Source organism: Streptomyces sp. NBC_01012, from assembly GCF_045162755.1.
Taxonomy (GTDB): Bacteria; Actinomycetota; Actinomycetes; order Streptomycetales; family Streptomycetaceae; genus Streptomyces.
Window position 1 is genome coordinate 5995880 of the sequence record NZ_CP108688.1, and the last position, 17722, is coordinate 6013601.

The window sequence follows — 17722 nt, forward strand, 5'->3', positions numbered from 1 at the left end:
CATCCGTACGGGTGGACCTGGGACCGGGGAGGCGCTGACGTGCCTCCCCGGTTCGTTTGCGCGGTGTGAGCGAGAAGAACCAGAACAGCAGCAGAGCCGCACGTGACCGGCTCGTCCAGCAGCGTGAGCAGGACCGGGCGCGGGACCGCCGCCGGCGCACACTGATCGTTTCGACCGCCGTCGTGGGGGTGCTGGCGCTGGCGGCCGTGATCGGCGTCATCGCGGCCAACGCCGGCAAGAACGACAAGGACAGCACGGCGGGCCCCGCCGTCACGCCGTCCGGGGCGATGGGGAAGGACGGGCTCGCCCTCCGGGTCGGGGCCGACGACGCGCCGTCCACGCTCACGATCTGGGAGGACTTCCGCTGCCCGGTCTGCGCCCAGTTCGAGAACGCCTTCCGCGACACGATCACGGAGCTCACCGACAGCGGCCAGCTCAAGGTCGAGTACCACCTGGCCACGATCATCGACGGCAATGTCGGAGGCAGCGGCTCGCTGCGCGCGGCCAACGCCGCCGCCTGCGCGCAGGACGCCGGCAAGTTCCCCGCGTACCACGACGTCCTCTACCGCAACCAGCCCGCGGAGACCGACGACGCCTTCGGCAAGAACAGCAAGCTGATCGAGCTGGCCGGCAAGGTGGACGGCCTGGACACGCCCGAATTCCGCAGCTGTGTGGAGGACGGCACCCACGACAGCTGGGTCGAGAAGTCGAACAAGGCCTTCACCGAGGGCGGGTTCGAAGGCACGCCGACGGCGCTGCTCAACGGCGATTCGGTGTTCCCGAAGAAGGGGGACGAGCAGATCTCCGTGGCCAACCTCAAGAAGTGGGTCGCGGACGCGAACAAGGGCAAGAAGCCGGGCAGTCCCTAGCGTCCGGGGCCGGGCCCCGGTGGGAGCTCCGCCGGGGCCCGTTACCCAGAAGTTGCCGGACGGCTTGCCGTACGTCCCGTCCGGCAGGGTAGCGTCGACCCCGTCATGAACCTTGCCTATATTCCCAGCCCGTCGACCGGCGTGATCGAGCTCGGCCCGATCCCGCTCCGCGGCTACGCGTTCTGCATCATCATCGGTGTCTTCGTCGCCGTCTGGTTCGGCAACAAGCGCTGGATCGCCAGAGGCGGCAAAGCCGGCACCGTCGCCGACATCGCCGTCTGGGCCGTGCCCTTCGGCCTGGTCGGCGGCAGGCTCTACCACGTCATCACCGACTACCAGCTGTACTTCAGCGACGGTCAGGACTGGGTGGACGCCTTCAAGATCTGGGAGGGCGGCCTCGGCATCTGGGGCGCGGTGGCGCTCGGCGCGGTCGGAGCCTGGATCGGCTGCCGCCGCCGGGGGATCCCGCTCCCGGCCTGGGCCGACGCGCTCGCCCCCGGTCTCGCCTTCGCCCAGGCGATCGGCCGCTGGGGCAACTGGTTCAACCAGGAGCTCTACGGCAAGCCGACGGACCTGCCCTGGGCGCTGAAGATCAGCGAGGGCACGAACAGGGTCGCGGGCACCTACCACCCGACGTTCCTGTACGAGTCCCTGTGGTGCGTCGGTGTCGCACTCCTGGTCATCTGGGCGGACCGCCGCTTCAAGCTCGGACACGGCAGGGCCTTCGCGCTGTACGTCGCCGCGTACTGCGCGGGCCGCGGCTGGATCGAGTACATGCGTGTCGACGAGGCGCACCACGTGCTCGGCCTCCGGCTCAACGTGTGGACCGCGATCATCGTGTTCGTGCTCGCCGTGACGTACATCGTGATCTCGTCGATGGTGCGCCCCGGCCGCGAGGAGATCGTCGAACCCGCCGCGGTGGAGCTGACCAAGGACGGCGAGAAGGCCCCGGAGGCCGGCACGGACGCCGACGGGAAGGCCGCGGACGCCCCTGCCGGGGATTCCGAAGCCGCCGGGCCCTCCGATGCGGCCGAGGACCCCGGCACCACCGGGTCGTCCGATGCAGCCGAGGCGGACGAGGCCGACGGGAGTCCGCAGAAGGCCGACAGGAGCTGAAGCCCTGCCCCGCACCTGCTGAGCGAAGGGGCCGCCGGACCACGACCACGGTCCGGCGGCCCCTTCGGCCTGTGCGGGGCCTCAGCGCCGCGAGCGTGCCAGCGCCAGGGTGCGTGCCGCGGTCGCCACCACCGCCGCGTCGACGAACCTCCCGTCCGGCAGGGCCTGCGCCCCCGCCTCGGACCGGGATGCCTCCAGGACCTGCTCCGCCGACTCGACCTCCCGCGCCGTCGGCAGGAAAGCCCGCTCGATGACCGGCAGCTGCCGTGGGTGGATCGCCGTCCGGCCGAGCAGACCGAGATCCCGGCCGTGCGCACAGGACGCCCCGAGCCCGGCCAGGTCCCGGACATCGGGGTAGACCGACATCACCGGGGGATCGAGCCCGGCAGCACGGGCCGCGGTCACCACACGGCTGCGCGGCCAGTCGAGACCGGCGTCGCCCCGCACCCCCAGATCCGCCCGCAGATCCGCCTCGCCCAGCGCGATGCCCCGTACGGCGTGATGCGCCCCGGCGATCGAGTACGCGTGCTCGATCGCCAGTGCCGACTCCAGCAGCGGATACAGCGCCGTGCCCGGTGCCAGCGCCTCGACATGGTGCACCGACGCCGCATGAGTGATCTTGGGGAGCCGCATCCCGGACAGCCCGGGCAGCCCCGCCAGTGCCCGCACGTCGTCCTCGCCGTGGACCCGGACATGGACCGGCACCGCCATCGGGTCCGTGGTGACCGGGTCCGAGAGCAGCTCGGCCGTCGCCGAGCGCGCGTACTCCTTGCGGTCCTGGGCGACCGCGTCCTCCAGGTCGATGATCACCACGTCCGCGCCGGCGCCGAGCGCCTTGCGGACCACCTCGGGCCGGTCCCCGGGCACGTACAGCCAGGTCAGCGCCACCGCCGGTCCGCTCACAGCGCCCCCTCCTCCCGCAGGGCCGCGACCGCGGGCGCGGAGAGACCGAGCTCGGCCAGGATCTCGTCCGTGTCCGCTCCGTGCGGGCGGCCCGCCCAGCGGATCGCCCCCGGGGTCCCGGAGAGCCGGAACAGCACGTTCTGCATCCGCAGCGGTCCCAGCTCGGGGTCGTCGACCTCGGTGATCGTGCCGAGTGCCCGGTACTGCGGGTTCTCCATCACATCCCGTACGTCATGGACCGGCGCGATGGCCGCCTCGGCCTTCTCGAAGGCGTCCACCGCCTCCTGCCTGGTGCGCCTGGCGATCCAGTGGCCCACCGCCTCGTCGAGTTCGTCGGCGTGCTCGGCGCGGGTGGTCCCTGCCCGGAACCACGGCTCCTCGATCAGCTCGGGGCGCCCCACCAGGCGCATCACGCGTTCCGCGACCGACTGCGCGGAGGTGGAGACGGCCACCCAGTGGCCGTCGGCGGTGCGGTAGGTGTTGCGCGGGGCGTTGTTGCGGGAGCGGTTCCCGGTCCGCGGCTGGACGTATCCGAGCTGGTCGTACCAGAGCGGCTGCGGTCCCAGCACGGTCAGGATCGGCTCGATGATCGCCAGGTCGACCACCTGCCCGCCCCCGGTGCGGTCACGGCCGGCCAGGGCCGTCATCACCGCGTACGCCGTGGCGAGCGCGGCGATCGAGTCGGCGAGCCCGAACGGCGGCAGGGTCGGCGGCCCGTCCGGCTCCCCGGTGACGGCGGCGAAGCCGCTCATCGCCTCCGCGAGCGTCCCGAACCCGGGCCGGTGTGCGTACGGGCCGTTCTGCCCGAAGCCCGTGACCCTGGCCAGCACCAGCCGGGGGTTGACGGCGCGCAGCTCGTCCCAGCCGAGACCCCAGCGCTCCAGGGTCCCGGGCCGGAAGTTCTCGATGATCACATCGGTCTCCTCGGCCAGCCGCAGCAGCACGTCCCGGCCGCCGGGGGCGGACAGATCGAGGGCCAGGGTGCGCTTGTTGCGGCCGAGCATCTTCCACCACAGGCCGATACCGTCCTTCGCGGGGCCGTGCCCGCGCGAGGGGTCGGGCTTGCGCGGGTGTTCGACCTTGATGACCTCGGCGCCGAAGTCGCCGAGCATGGTGGCGGCGAGCGGCCCGGCGAACAGGGTCGCGAGGTCCAGGACCCGCAGGCCGGCGAGAGGAGTCATGAGCGGCGTACCTCCTGGTGGGTCAGTTCCGCGAGGGTGTCGAAGCCGATGGAGCCGATACCGGCCACGGACGTGGCGAGACGGTTCTTGAGCGGGGCGGTCCACCGGTCGGGCAGCGCCGCGGGCCGTCCGGCCAGCAGCCCGGCGAGCGAGCCGGCCGTCGCGCCGTTCGAGTCGGTGTCCCAGCCGCCGGACACCGCGCAGCCGATGGAGCGGCCGAAGTCGCCGTCCGCGTGGGTGAGGGCGGCGGCGAGCAGCGCCGCGTTGGGCAGGACGTGCACCCAGTGGTGGCCGGCCCCGTAGACCTCGTGGAGCCGGTCCACGACCGTGTCGAAGTCCGCTTCCGCGCGGGCCGTCCGGATGCCCAGGCGTACCGCCTGCGCGTACCGGGAGCGGGGCGGCACCACCCGGAGACCGGCAGCGAGACAGCCGTGCACATCGCTCTCGCCGCCGGCCGCCAGGGCGAGGGCGGCGGCGGTGAACATCGCGCCGTACACCCCGTTGGCCGTGTGGGTGAGGGCCGCGTCCCGATGGGCCTGTTCCGCGGCGGCGCCGGGGTCGCCGGGGTGCGTCCAGCCGTGGACGTCGGCCCGGATCTGGGCGCCGATCCACTCCCGGAACGGGTTGCGGTGGTGTGCGGTGTCCGGCGGCTCGATGCCGTCGAGCAGATTGCGGTACGCGATGCGCTCGGCGGTGAAGACGCGGCCCGCGGGGAGCTCGTCGAGCCAGAGCCCGGCCAGGTCGCAGGTGCTGAACCCCTTGCCGTGCCGCTGGAGCAGAAGCACGGTCAGCAGCGGGTGGTCGAGGTCGTCGTCCTCCGGCATCCCGTCGATGTTCTCGGCCAGCGAGGTGGGGGCGGAGCGACGGTTCCAGGGGTACGCGGCGGCCAGCTCGGCGGGGACGCCCCGGGCGGTGAACCAGGTGGTGAGCGGCCAGTTGCCGGTGGCGCGGGCCAGGGCTCGGATGCCGGCCAGCGGCAGTTTCTCGACCGGTTTGCCCAGCAGGCATCCCGCGGCCCGCCCCAGCCACGCCGCGTGCAGCCGCTCGGGCCCGATGGACACCTGGCGGCCGGGCGGGGCGGGCCAGCGCGGGCAGGCGGCCCTGATCCCGGGCAGGTCGCTCGGCTCGTCATCGGCCAGCGGGCTCTTCAGCAGGGCGAGTTCGTCCAGCAGCTGCCCGGCGAGCGCGCGCAGCCGGCGCGAGGCCGAGGGCTGCGCGGGATCCGAGGGCTCCGACGCTCCCGCCCGCGCGGGGGCGGGGGCGCCGCCGGCCGCGTACCAGCGCCGGGCGATGTCCGTGGCGTCCCGGCCGTCCTGCTCGGCCTGCCGCAGCTCATGGCCCACCAGGTCCTCGGTCTGGACCCATGTCAGGCGTACGGTCACCTTCCGTCGCCCGCCAGTGCGGCGAACGCCGCCTCGTGCGCCCGGCGTCGTGCCGTGTCCTGCACGAAGACCTCGCGGGCCACCTCGGCGAGTGCCCGCGCCGGGGCGTGCAGATCGAGGCGGCTGGCCTCGGCGACCGTCTTCACCCAGGCCTCGGGGATCGCCTGTTCGCCGTGGAGGGCGCCGGCCAGCGCTCCGCTCATCGTGGCGATCGAGTCGCAGTCACGGCCGTAGTTGACCGAGCCGAGCACCGTGTGCCGGAAGTCGCCGCCGCCCACGAGCAGCATGCCGAGCGCGACGGGCAGTTCCTCGATGGAGTGCAGTCGCGAGGGCCGCCGGGCGCCGAGCGAGGGGTCACGGTAGTGCGGGCCCACCGTGTCGAAGGGGGCGACCGCGGCGCGCAGCGGCACCAGCGCCGACTCGAAGTCCGTGTAGCCGGACGCCACTTCGCACACCGCCTCGATCGCCGAGCGGGTGCCGTCCTTGGCCAGGGCGAGCGCGGCCTCGACGACGGATGCGGGGGTCGCGCCCGGTGCGCACGCGGCGGCGACCGAGGCGGCCAGGACCCCGGCCGCCTCCCGCCCGTAGGAGGACTGGTGGGCGCCCGCGACGTCCAGGGCCTCCGCGTACGCGGCTTCCGGGTGGGCGGCGTTGACCAGGCCGACCGGGGCCATGTACATCGCCGCCCCGCAGTTGACGATGTTGCCCGAACCTGCCTCGCGGGGGTCGGCGTGCCCGTAGTGCAGCCGTGTGACGATCCACTTCTCGGCGAGGAAGATCCGTTGCAGGGGGAGCGCCTCGGCCTCCAGCTCCGGGATCCAGCGGGGCCTGGACATCAGGTCGGGCACCAGATGGTCGGCGACGGCGTAGGCGTCGAGATGGCCGCGCACCCTCTCGTACACCCGGATCAGCGCGTGGGTCATCAGGGTGTCGTCGGTGATGTGCCCGTCGCCCTTGTGGTACGGGGCGATGGGGCGTGCGGTGCGCCAGTCGTCGCCGTACCAGGGTCCGACGACGCCGGTCACCCGGCCGCCGTGTCGCTCGGCGATCTGCTCGGGTGTCCAGCCCTCGACGGGACCGCCGAGCGCGTCGCCGACGGCCGCGCCGACGAGGGCTCCGCTGATGCGTTCATCCAGGGTGAGCGTCGTGGTGGACGTGCCGGCCGTGAGCGACTCGGGTGTTTTGTGTGCCATGACCGGATTGTCCACCCGGGGTGGCCGGTTCCGTGGCTGCCAGCAGCCCGGCGAGTTCGATGAGGTCCGTACCGGCGAGCAGGGGCAGCGCGCACCCGGCGAGCGTCCGGCAGGCCTCCCGCCAGCCCTCGGGCACGCCCGCCGTTCCGCCCAGCGCCCCGGTCAGTGCCCCGGCCAGCGCGGGCGCCGAATCCGCGACCCGGGACAGACAGGCCGCGGCCGGAACGGCCTGGGCGAGCTCGCCCCTGGCCGCGGTCGTCAGGGCGAGGGCGACCGGCACGGTCTCGGCCGCGGCGATCCCGTAGCTGTAGACATGGTCCACGATCTGGTGCTCCAGCACGGGGACGAGCGCGAAGGCGCCCGCCGCCTCGTCCGCGAACTCCCGGGCCAGCCGCACCGCGTGGACCGCGTTACGCGCGATCTCGGTGCCCTCGGGGAGCCGCCCGAGCGCCGCGTTCACCACCGTGTCGACGTCCGCCCCGGCCAGGGCCTCGGCGATCGCGGCCGCGACGGCACGCGCGCCGTGCACCCCGTCACCGTCCTGGGTGTACCGGGCGTCGAACTCGGCGAGCCCGGCCGCCGCGGCCGGGTCGCCCGGGTGCACGACGGCGAGCACGGCGGCCCGCACACAGGCCGCGTCGTCGAAGTAGTGCGGATTGTCGTGCCCGGTGGCGGGCGGGCGCAGCCCGGCGGCCAGATTGCCGAGCCCGGCCCGTACGGAGATCCGGGCCCGCAGCGGCAGGACGGCCGACTCGACCTCGGGCGCCCTGGCGCTCGCCGCGGCCACCTTCGCCGCCAGCGCGTTCCACGACCGGTCGATCGCGTCCCGCATCCGGTGGCCGGGGGAGAGGCCGGGTGCGTGGTCGGCCGCGGCGGCCAGCACGGTCCTGGCGGCGAACGCGGCCCACTCGGCGTCGTCGGAAGGACCGAGCCGCAGCGGTTCGGGCGGCTGGTTCAGGGCGATGGGCACGGGGAGCGTCGTCGTCGCGTTCTGTTCGGCGAAGGTGTCCAGCTCCCGGGTGAGCCGCCGCGTCCACTCCGGCATCCGCGCCGCCCGGTGCCGTGCGGCAGGCCACCCGGCGGCGTCGCCCGCCGCCAGCCCGAGCAACAGACCCTCGATCCTGGCCCGCCGGTCCGGCGCGCCGGTCATCGGGCGTCCTGCCGGACACCGGACGCGGGCGCGCCCGGGGCGGTGCGTACGGGTGTGTGCCAGGCGGGGAAGGGTGCGGGCTCCCGGCCCGCGGCGGACCGCGCCGCCACCGGCCGTTCCATGTCGTCCGGGGTCAGCAGATCCGCGATGTCCAGGACATGGTGGCCCCGCATCGACGGCAGGCAGCTGCCCCGCACCGGTCCGATCGCCGCCGCCCAGTCCCCGGGGATCGCGGCCACCCCGTGCAGGGCGCCGGCCAGCGCCCCCGCCACGGCGGCCGTGGTGTCGGCGTCCCTGCCCATGTTCACGGCCGTGAGCACCGCCGTACGGAAATCACCGCGCGCCGCCGTGAGGGCGCCGAAGGCCAGGCCCACCGCCTCCGGAGCCAGATCCGTCCACGGGTAGCCGCCGATCACCACCGCCGAGCGCACCGCGCGTTCCCCGGTAAGCCGGTCGGGGTAGGAGCGCTGCGCCGCCGTGACCGCGCGGCGCAGCGAGCGCGCCGTCCAGGAGTCCATCGGGACGGCCGAGAGCGCGGCGGCGATCACGGAGGCGAGTCCCGCGCCCACCATCGCGGCCGCCACCCCCGCCGCGACCGCCTGGCCGCCGTAGATGCCCTCCCCGTCGTGGCTGACCCGCCCGTCCACCGCCACCAGACGGGCGGCCTCGGCGGGGCGGCCCGCCGCGAACACCCCGAACGGCGCCGCCCGCATCGCGAGACCGTCGCTCCAGGCGTGCCGGTGCTGGGCGGAGATCGGGGCGGCCAGACCGCGCCGCAGATTCTCCAGCGTGCCCCGCTCGCTGAATCCGGCGCCCCGGAAGGGGCCCTCGTCCAGATCGGCGATCCAGTGGTGCCAGGCCCGTTCGACATGCGAGACGGTGAGCGCGGAACCGTGCCTGGCCAGCAGCAGCCCGGAGAAGATCGCGTACTCCGTGTCGTCGGTCCCCGCCGGATCGTCACTGACGAACCCCTCGATACGGCCCCAGCGGCGGCGGATCTCGGACGGGCGCATGTTCTCCGCGGGCGCCCCGAGCGCGTCCCCCACCGCGAGCCCCAGCAACGCCCCCCGCGCCCGGTCCCCCGTGCCGACCGCCGCACCCTCCGTCATGAGCTCCATCGTGCCGACCCTTCACTCCCACCCGGAACAACCGGATATGCGAGGTTTCCCCGATCGCACGGAAGCGAGGCGTATTTTCGTACAAATCGTCCGCCCGGGTGATGCTCCCGAGGTGGGTAAGTTCGGCCTTCCTTGCTGGCGAGAGGCCTTTTTCGTGCGTACTTTCGACGGTGCGGAGCGGGGGACATGGAGCCCGCTCCCGGAAGGGGAGAGCTGTGTCCATCATCGAGACCGACGCCGTACTGCACGAGGCGCACCGGGACAACCACACCCACCGTGACGTCAACGGTGGCTGGCTGCGGCCCGCGGTGTTCGGCGCCATGGACGGTCTCGTCTCCAACCTCGCCCTGATGACGGGCGTCGCCGGAGGAGCCGTCTCCCAGCAGACCATCGTCATCACCGGCCTGGCGGGGCTCGCCGCAGGGGCGTTCTCGATGGCCGCGGGGGAGTACACCTCCGTCGCGTCGCAGCGCGAACTCGTCGAGGCCGAGCTCGCCGTCGAGCGGCGTGAGCTGCGCAAACACCCCAAGGACGAGATGCGGGAGCTGGCCGCGCTCTACGAGTCCCGGGGGGTGGAGCCCGCGCTCGCCCGTGAGGTGGCACGGCAGCTGTCCAGGGACCCGGAGCAGGCCCTCGAAATACACGCGCGCGAGGAGCTGGGCATCGACCCGGGCGACCTGCCGTCGCCGCTCGTCGCAGCCCTGTCCTCCTTCGGGGCCTTCGCGCTGGGCGCCCTGCTGCCCGTACTGCCCTATCTGCTCGGCGCCGGCCGGATGTGGCCGGCTGTGCTGCTCGCCCTGGCCGGACTGTTCGGCTGCGGCGCGGTGGTGGCCAGGGTGACGGCACGTACCTGGTGGTTCAGCGGGCTGCGTCAGCTGGTGCTCGGCGGGGCCGCGGCCGCCATCACCTACGGGCTCGGCGCGCTGTTCGGTGTGGCCGTCGGCTGACGCCCGGGACGGGGCGGGGCCCCGGCGGTGTCGGTGGCGTGTGACGTACGTCTTGACGCACGTCACTGGGCCTACGGGGTGCGCCCGCCTTAAAATGAGACGCTATGCAGTGCTACACATAAGTAGCCGTTACCCGGCGGTTTCGATTCCATGACCACGGGGCAAGAGCCGTAGACACTCGCGGGCAACGACGCCCGCTCTCTGCAGTCTCCCCGGTCAGTGATCCACGAGGATCCGTCGGATCAGGACCCACCCGCGCCACACTCCGTGGTGTCCGCATGTTGGAACGGGCTATCCGCTTTTTGAGAAGCGCTCCATCATGTAACCTGCAAAAAATTTTCGCAGAGGGCCAACGTCGTCCCTCGGCACAGCACATGCCACGACGACGACGGGAGAGCCGATGCGTTCCGACGCCTGGTCGCCCATGGACGGTCGCCCTGTCCAGCAGGGGATGTACGACCCCCGTAACGAGCACGACGCCTGTGGCGTCGGGTTCGTGGCCACTCTGACCGGTGTGGCCAGCCATGAGCTGGTCGAGCAGGCGCTGACCGTACTGCGCAATCTCGAACACCGCGGCGCCACAGGATCCGAGCCCGACTCGGGTGACGGCGCCGGCATTCTCCTCCAGATCCCGGACGCCTTCCTCCGCGAAGAGGCCGGATTCGAACTCCCCGAGGCCGGCTCCTACGCCGTCGGTATCGCCTTCCTGCCCGCGGACGACTCCACCGGGGCCGTCCGGCGGATCGAGAAGATCGCCGCCGAGGAGGGCCTCGACGTCCTCGGCTGGCGCCAGGTCCCGGTCACACCGGACCTCCTGGGCAAGGGCGCCCGCGCCACGATGCCCGAATTCCGCCAGCTGGTCGTCGCCGACGGCGAGAACACCGGTATCGCCCTGGACCGCAAGGCATTCGTCCTGCGCAAGCGTGCCGAGCGTGAGGCCGGGGTGTACTTCCCCTCGCTCTCCGCACGCACGATCGTCTACAAGGGGATGCTGACCACCGGGCAGCTCGAGCCGTTCTTCCCCGACCTCTCCGACCGCCGCTTCGCCACCGCGGTCGCCCTGGTCCACTCGCGCTTCTCCACCAACACCTTCCCGAGCTGGCCGCTCGCCCACCCGTACCGCTTCGTCGCGCACAACGGCGAGATCAACACGGTCAAGGGCAACCGCAACTGGATGAAGGCCCGCGAGTCCCAGCTCGCGTCCAGCCTCTTCGGGGAAGCCCAGCTCGACCGGATCTTCCCCGTCTGCACCCCGGACGCCTCCGACTCCGCCTCCTTCGACGAGGTCCTCGAACTGCTCCACCTCGGCGGCCGCTCGCTGCCGCACTCGGTGCTGATGATGGTCCCCGAGGCGTGGGAGAACCACGCCTCCATGGACCCGGCCCGCCGCGCCTTCTACCAGTACCACTCCACGATGATGGAGCCCTGGGACGGCCCGGCCTGTGTCACCTTCACCGACGGCACCCAGGTCGGCGCGGTCCTCGACCGCAACGGTCTGCGCCCCGGCCGCTACTGGGTCACCGACGACGGCCTCGTCGTCCTCTCCTCCGAGGTCGGCGTCCTGGACATCGACCCCGCGAAGGTCGTCCGCAAGGGCCGCCTCCAGCCCGGCCGGATGTTCCTCGTCGACACCGCCGAGCACCGCATCATCGAGGACGACGAGATCAAGGCGTCCCTGGCCGCCGAGAACCCGTACCAGGAGTGGCTGGAAACCGGCGAGATCGCGCTCGAGGACCTCCCCGAGCGCGAGCACATCGTCCACACCCACGCCTCGGTCACCCGCCGCCAGCAGACCTTCGGCTACACCGAGGAAGAGCTCCGCGTCCTCCTCGCCCCGATGGCCCGCACCGCGGGTGAACCCCTCGGCTCCATGGGCACCGACTCGCCGATCGCCGCGCTCTCCGAGCGCCCCCGGCTGCTCTTCGACTACTTCACCCAGCTGTTCGCCCAGGTCACCAACCCGCCGCTGGACGCCATCCGCGAGGAGCTCGTCACCTCGCTGCGCTCCACCCTCGGCCCCGCCGGCAACATCCTGGAGCCGACCGCCGCCGCGTGCCGCAGTGTCGCGCTGCCCTTCCCGGTGATCGACAACGACGAGCTGGCCAAGCTCATACACATCAACGCCGACGGCGACATGCCGGGCATGAAGGCCGCGACCCTGTCCGGCCTCTACCGCGTCAGCGGCGGCGGCGATTCGCTCTCCGACCGGATCGAACAGATCACCGCCGAGGTCGACGCCGCCATCGAGGACGGCGCCCGCCTCATCGTCCTGTCCGACCGGCACTCCGACGCCGAGCACGCGCCGATCCCCTCGCTGCTGCTCACCTCGGCCGTCCACCACCACCTCATCCGCACCAAGCAGCGCACCCAGGTGGGCCTGCTGGTCGAGGCCGGCGACGTCCGCGAGGTCCACCACGTCGCGCTGCTCATCGGCTACGGCGCCGCCGCCGTCAACCCGTACCTCGCGATGGAGTCCGTCGAGGACCTCGTCCGCGCCGGCACGTTCATCGAGGGCATCGAACCCGAGCTGGCCATCCGCAACCTGATCTACGCCCTCGGCAAGGGCGTCCTGAAGGTCATGTCCAAGATGGGCATCTCGACCGTCGCCTCCTACCGCGGCGCCCAGGTCTTCGAGGCCGTCGGCCTCGACGAGGCCTTCGTCGCCCAGTACTTCAACGGCACCGCCACCAAGATCGGCGGCGCCGGACTCGACGTCGTCGCCAAGGAGGTCGCGGCCCGGCACACCAAGGCGTACCCCGCCTCCGGCATCGCCGCGTCGCACCGCGCCCTGGAGATCGGCGGCGAGTACCAGTGGCGCCGCGAGGGCGAACCGCACCTGTTCGACCCGGACACGGTCTTCCGCCTCCAGCACGCCACCCGCAACCGCCGGTACGACATCTTCAAGAAGTACACCGGCCGGGTCAACGAGCAGTCCGAGCGCCTCATGACGCTCCGCGGACTCTTCAACTTCAGGAACGGCCGCGAGCCGATCTCCATCGACGAGGTCGAGTCCGCCTCCGAGATCGTCAAGCGCTTCTCCACCGGCGCCATGTCGTACGGCTCCATCTCCCAGGAGGCGCACGAGACACTCGCCGTCGCCATGAACCAGCTGGGCGGCAAGTCCAACACCGGCGAGGGCGGCGAGGACTCCGAGCGTCTCTACGACCCGGCACGACGCTCCTCCATCAAGCAGGTCGCCTCCGGCCGTTTCGGTGTCACCAGCGAGTACCTCGTCAACGCGGACGACATCCAGATCAAGATGGCGCAGGGCGCCAAGCCCGGCGAGGGCGGCCAGCTGCCCGGCCACAAGGTCTACCCGTGGGTCGCCAAAACCCGGCACTCCACCCCGGGCGTCGGCCTGATCTCGCCCCCGCCGCACCACGACATCTACTCCATCGAGGACCTGGCTCAGCTGATCCACGACCTCAAGAACGCCAACCCGGCGGCCCGCGTCCATGTGAAGCTGGTCTCCGAGGTCGGCGTCGGCACGGTCGCGGCGGGTGTCTCCAAGGCCCACGCGGACGTCGTCCTGATCTCAGGACACGACGGCGGTACGGGCGCCTCACCGCTCACCTCCCTCAAGCACGCGGGCGGCCCCTGGGAACTCGGCCTCGCCGAGACCCAGCAGACCCTGCTGCTCAACGGCCTGCGCGACCGCATCGTCGTCCAGACCGACGGCCAGCTCAAGACCGGCCGCGACGTCGTCATCGCCGCCCTGCTGGGCGCCGAGGAGTTCGGTTTCGCGACCGCGCCGCTCGTCGTCTCCGGCTGCGTCATGATGCGCGTCTGTCACCTCGACACCTGCCCGGTCGGCATCGCCACCCAGAACCCCGTCCTGCGGAGCAGGTTCTCCGGCAAGGCCGAGTACATCGTCAACTTCTTCGAGTTCATCGCCGAGGAGGTCCGCGAGATCCTCGCCGAGCTCGGCTTCCGCACCATCGAGGAGGCCGTCGGCCACGCCGAACTCCTCGACACCGAGCGTGCCGTCAGCCACTGGAAGGCCCAGGGACTCGACCTCGAACCCCTCTTCCATGTGCCCGAACTCCCCGAGGGCGCGGCGCGCCACCGCACCAGCGAGCAGGACCACGGCCTGGCCAAGGCCCTCGACAAGCAGCTGATCAAGCTCGCCGCCGACGCCCTGGGCGCCGACAGCGCCGAGGCCGCCCAGCCCGTACGGGCGCAGGTCGCGATCCGTAACATCAACCGGACCGTCGGCACCATGCTCGGCCACGAGGTGACCAAGAAGTTCGGCGGTGCGGGCCTGCCCGACGACACCATCGACATCACCTTCACCGGGTCCGCGGGCCAGTCCTTCGGCGCGTTCGTACCGCGCGGTGTGACGCTGCGCCTGGAGGGCGACGCCAACGACTACGTCGGCAAGGGCCTCTCCGGCGGCCGCGTCATCGTCCGCCCCGACCGCGGCGCCGACCACCTCGCCGAGTACTCCACCATCGCCGGCAACACCATCGGCTACGGGGCCACCGGAGGCGAGCTGTTCCTCCGCGGCCGGACCGGCGAGCGCTTCTGCGTCCGTAACTCCGGTGCCACGGTCGTCTCGGAAGGCGTGGGCGACCACGGCTGCGAATACATGACCGGGGGCCACGCGGTCGTCCTCGGCCGCACCGGACGCAACTTCGCCGCAGGCATGTCCGGCGGTATCGCGTACGTCATCGACCTCGACCTCGACAACGTCAACACCGGCAACATCGGCGCCGTCGAGACCCTCGACGACACCGACGAGCAGTGGCTGCACGATGTCGTGCGCCGCCACCAGGAGGAGACCGGATCCACGGTCGCCGAGAAGCTGCTGGCCGACTGGGACACCGCGGCCCCCCGCTTCAGCAAGATCATCCCGTCCACCTACAAGGCAGTGCTCGCCGCCAAGGACGCCGCTGAGCTCGCCGGTCTCTCCGAGCAGGAGACCACCGAGAAGATGATGGAGGCGGCGACCAATGGCTGACCCCAAGGGCTTCCTGACCACCGGACGCGAGGTCGCCGAGACCCGCCCCGTCGGCGAGCGCGTCAAGGACTGGAACGAGGTCTACGTTCCGGGATCGCTGCTCCCGATCATCAGCAAGCAGGCCGGCCGCTGCATGGACTGCGGCATCCCGTTCTGCCACAACGGCTGTCCGCTCGGAAACCTCATCCCCGAGTGGAACGACTACGCCTACCGCGAGGACTGGTCGGCGGCGTCCGAGCGCCTGCACGCCACGAACAACTTCCCGGAGTTCACGGGCCGCCTGTGCCCCGCACCGTGCGAGTCGGCGTGCGTCCTCGGCATCAACCAGCCGGCCGTCACCATCAAGAACGTCGAAGTCTCCATCATCGACAAGGCCTGGGACAGCGGCGACGTCACCCCGCAGCCGCCCGAGCGCCTCTCCGGCAAGACCGTCGCCGTCGTCGGCTCGGGCCCGGCGGGACTCGCCGCCGCCCAGCAGCTGACCCGTGCCGGCCACACCGTCGCCGTCTTCGAGCGCGCGGACCGCATCGGGGGACTCCTGCGCTACGGCATCCCCGAGTTCAAGATGGAGAAGTCGCACATCAACCGCCGCATCGAGCAGATGCGCGCGGAGGGCACCAAGTTCCGCACGGAGGTGGAGATCGGCAAGGACATCGACGCCGCGAAGCTCCGCCGCCGCTACGACGCGGTCGTCATCGCCGCCGGTGCCACCGTCTCCCGCGACCTGCCCGTCCCGGGCCGCGACCTGAACGGCGTGCACTTCGCGATGGAGTACCTCCCGCTCGCCAACAAGGTGCAGGAGGGCGACCTGACGGTCTCCCCGATCACCGCCGAGGGCAAGCACGTCGTCGTCATCGGCGGCGGCGACACCGGCGCCGACTGCGTCGGCACCGCCCACCGGCAGGGCGCGGCCTCCGTCACCCAGCTGGAGATCATGCCGCGGCCGGGCGAGGAGCGTAACGCCAACCAGCCCTGGCCGACCTTCCCCATGCTCTACAAGGTCACCTCCGCGCACGAGGAGGGTGGCGAGCGGATCTACTCCGTCTCCACCACCCACTTCGAGGGCGACGAGGACGGCAACGTCCAGTCCCTCCACCTCATCGAGGTGGAGTTCAAGGACGGCAAGCTGGAGCAGAAGGCCGGCACCGAGCGCGTCATCCCCGCCCAGCTCGTCACCCTGGCCATGGGCTTCACCGGCACCGACCAGGCCAACGGCCTCGTCCAGCAGTTCGGCGTCGGCCTCGACGAGCGCGGCAACATCGCGCGCGACGAGGACTATGCCACCGACGTCGAAGGCGTCTACGTCGCCGGAGACGCGGGCCGCGGCCAGTCCCTCATCGTCTGGGCCATCGCCGAGGGCCGCTCCGCGGCGCGCGGCGTGGACCGCTACCTGACCGGAACCAGCGCCCTGCACGCCCCGATCCGCCCGACGGACCGTTCACTGACGGTCTGACCGCGGCACACAGACGTCCCGTACAACGGCGTACGGAACTGAACGCGGCGCCCGCCCCGTCCCCGACCGGACATGGGTGGGCGCCGCGACGCGTTCCGGGCCGGATCAGCCGGTCAGCGCCAGTGCGGACACGGCGGCCAGGGCGCCCGTCACCGACAGCACAAGGCCGGTCCCCAGGAAGCGCCCCAGGGCGATCCGCGTCCCGTGCAAGCGGCACCGCTCGAACCACAGCAGCGTCGCCAGGGACGCCCACGGGGCCACGAGCGGCCCCACGTTGACGCCGATCAGCAGCGCCAGCAACTGCTGGTGATTGCCCACGGGGACGACCTCCTCACCCGCCAGATAGGCCGGCAGGTTGTTCAGGACGTTCGCGAGACCCGCACCCACCCCCGCCGACCGCAGCATCCCCGAGAAACCGTTGCCGGAGCCCAGCGCCGACTCCAGCAGCCCGTGCAGACCGTGCGCGCCGATCGTCTGCACCACCAGGAACATCCCCGGGACCAGCACCAGCAGCCGCCACGGCACCAGCGAAAGCCGCAGCTCCTGCCTGCGCCGAACGGCGAACGCCACCACGACCACCACCATCGCGGTCAGCGACGCCGACCAGAGCGGCACGTCCGCCACCAGGATCGCCACCAGGAAGCCCGCACAGGCCACCGCGCAGATCCGCAGCAGCACCGGATCGCGGGCCACCGTCGCGCCCGGCGGGGTGTACCGGTCCGCGCCGCGCCGGCCACGCCGCCAGTAGAAGACCCACAGACACGCGGCCGTCACGGCGATCGAGGCGAGCTGCGGCAGCCACATCACCGCCGCGAGACCGGACGGCGAGAGCGCCACCCGCTCCGCCGCCAGCAGATTCGTCAGATTCGATACCGGCAGCAGCAGACTCGCCGTGTTGGCGAGCCACACCGTCGTCATCGCCAGCGGCACCGGCGCGATCCCCACCCGGGTGGCCAGCGACAGCATGACCGGGGTGAGCAGCACCGCCGTGGTGTCCAGATTCAGCGTGATCGTGGTGAGCGACGCGAACAGCACGCACAGCCCGAACAGCAGCGGATAACGCCCCCGCCCCGCATGCGCCATCCAGGCCGCCACCACATCGAAGACCTGTGCCCGGCCCGTCAGCTCGGCCATCACGATCACGGTGCCGAGGAACACCACCAGCGGCCCCACCCGCCGCATCTCGTCGGCGGCGGGCCCCGAGGGCAGCAGCCCCGTCACCACCGCGAGCAGCCCCAGGAGCAGCAGACCGCCCGCCAGCCAGTCGAGCGGGTGCAGCCGGCGGAGCAGCAGCCGGACACGCCCGCCGGGCGCCTGGCCCGGCCCCGAGAGATCTCTCACCACGGGATGATGATCTCAGAAAGTGGACGCAGCTCAGGGAGCGCCGAGTTCGGCGGTGCGGCCACCGGCGCCGCCCCACGGGCCCCGCCGCTCGTGGTCAGGCCGCACC

Annotated in this window: 12 protein-coding genes; 5 read left to right on the top strand and 7 right to left on the bottom strand. The window is 72.1% G+C overall.

All coding sequences use genetic code 11. From position 1 onward, the window contains the following. Positions 1-65 precede the first annotated feature (65 nt). Together OG623_RS26980 and lgt are read left to right on the top strand one after the other, a co-directional pair. The gene (locus tag OG623_RS26980) at positions 66-869 is read left to right on the top strand and encodes a DsbA family protein (protein ID WP_406149942.1); all 804 of its coding nucleotides are present in this window, start codon (positions 66-68) and stop codon (positions 867-869) included. A gap of 105 nt (positions 870-974) precedes the next feature. After that, on the top strand, positions 975-1985 hold the full coding sequence (gene lgt / locus OG623_RS26985) for a prolipoprotein diacylglyceryl transferase (protein WP_406149943.1): 1011 nt from the start codon (positions 975-977) through the stop codon (positions 1983-1985). An 81-nt stretch (positions 1986-2066) separates the two neighbouring features. Here lgt and OG623_RS26990 read toward each other — a convergent pair whose 3' ends face one another. The 6 genes from OG623_RS26990 to OG623_RS27015 are packed head-to-tail and all read right to left on the bottom strand — an operon-like array spanning position 2067 to position 8912. Beyond that, complete coding sequence (locus OG623_RS26990; protein ID WP_406149945.1) at positions 2067-2888, bottom strand: HpcH/HpaI aldolase/citrate lyase family protein; 822 nt, start codon at positions 2886-2888, stop codon at positions 2067-2069. Continuing rightward, positions 2885-4069, bottom strand: coding sequence for a CaiB/BaiF CoA transferase family protein (locus OG623_RS26995; RefSeq protein ID WP_406149947.1), 1185 nt, complete (start codon positions 4067-4069; stop codon positions 2885-2887). Before OG623_RS26995 ends, OG623_RS26990 begins: the two co-directional genes overlap by 4 nt. After that, on the bottom strand, positions 4066-5451 hold the full coding sequence (locus OG623_RS27000; RefSeq protein ID WP_406149948.1) for an ADP-ribosylglycohydrolase family protein: 1386 nt from the start codon (positions 5449-5451) through the stop codon (positions 4066-4068). The genes OG623_RS26995 and OG623_RS27000 overlap by 4 nt, the downstream gene beginning before the upstream one ends. Then, positions 5448-6644: an ADP-ribosylglycohydrolase family protein gene (locus OG623_RS27005; protein WP_406149950.1), complete on the bottom strand. Its 1197-nt coding sequence runs from the start codon at positions 6642-6644 to the stop codon at positions 5448-5450. The genes OG623_RS27000 and OG623_RS27005 overlap by 4 nt, the downstream gene beginning before the upstream one ends. Next, positions 6580-7794, bottom strand: coding sequence for an ADP-ribosylglycohydrolase family protein (locus OG623_RS27010; RefSeq protein WP_406149951.1), 1215 nt, complete (start codon positions 7792-7794; stop codon positions 6580-6582). The genes OG623_RS27005 and OG623_RS27010 overlap by 65 nt, the downstream gene beginning before the upstream one ends. After that, a complete protein-coding gene (locus OG623_RS27015) occupies positions 7791-8912 on the bottom strand; it encodes an ADP-ribosylglycohydrolase family protein (RefSeq protein WP_406149953.1) in 1122 nt (373 codons plus the stop codon). The genes OG623_RS27010 and OG623_RS27015 overlap by 4 nt, the downstream gene beginning before the upstream one ends. Before the next feature lie 215 nt (positions 8913-9127). On the opposite strand from OG623_RS27015, the gene OG623_RS27020 reads away from it, so the two are divergent. The 3 genes from OG623_RS27020 (at position 9128) to OG623_RS27030 (ending at position 16272) form a co-directional block, all read left to right on the top strand. Beyond that, positions 9128-9859 (top strand): VIT1/CCC1 transporter family protein, encoded by a 732-nt coding sequence (locus OG623_RS27020; RefSeq protein ID WP_406149955.1) that lies wholly within the window; start codon positions 9128-9130, stop codon positions 9857-9859. 400 nt (positions 9860-10259) lie between these two features. Further along, complete coding sequence (gene gltB, locus OG623_RS27025) at positions 10260-14819, top strand: glutamate synthase large subunit (RefSeq protein WP_406149957.1); 4560 nt, start codon at positions 10260-10262, stop codon at positions 14817-14819. Then, positions 14812-16272 carry a glutamate synthase subunit beta gene (locus tag OG623_RS27030; protein WP_406149959.1) on the top strand — a complete coding sequence of 487 codons (1461 nt, stop codon included), beginning with the start codon at positions 14812-14814 and terminating at the stop codon, positions 16270-16272. The genes gltB and OG623_RS27030 overlap by 8 nt, the downstream gene beginning before the upstream one ends. A gap of 105 nt (positions 16273-16377) precedes the next feature. Here the strand turns inward: OG623_RS27030 and OG623_RS27035 are convergent, their stop codons facing one another. After that, positions 16378-17616 (bottom strand): SLC13 family permease, encoded by a 1239-nt coding sequence (locus OG623_RS27035; RefSeq protein ID WP_406149961.1) that lies wholly within the window; start codon positions 17614-17616, stop codon positions 16378-16380. Between the last annotated feature and the right edge of the window lie 106 nt (positions 17617-17722).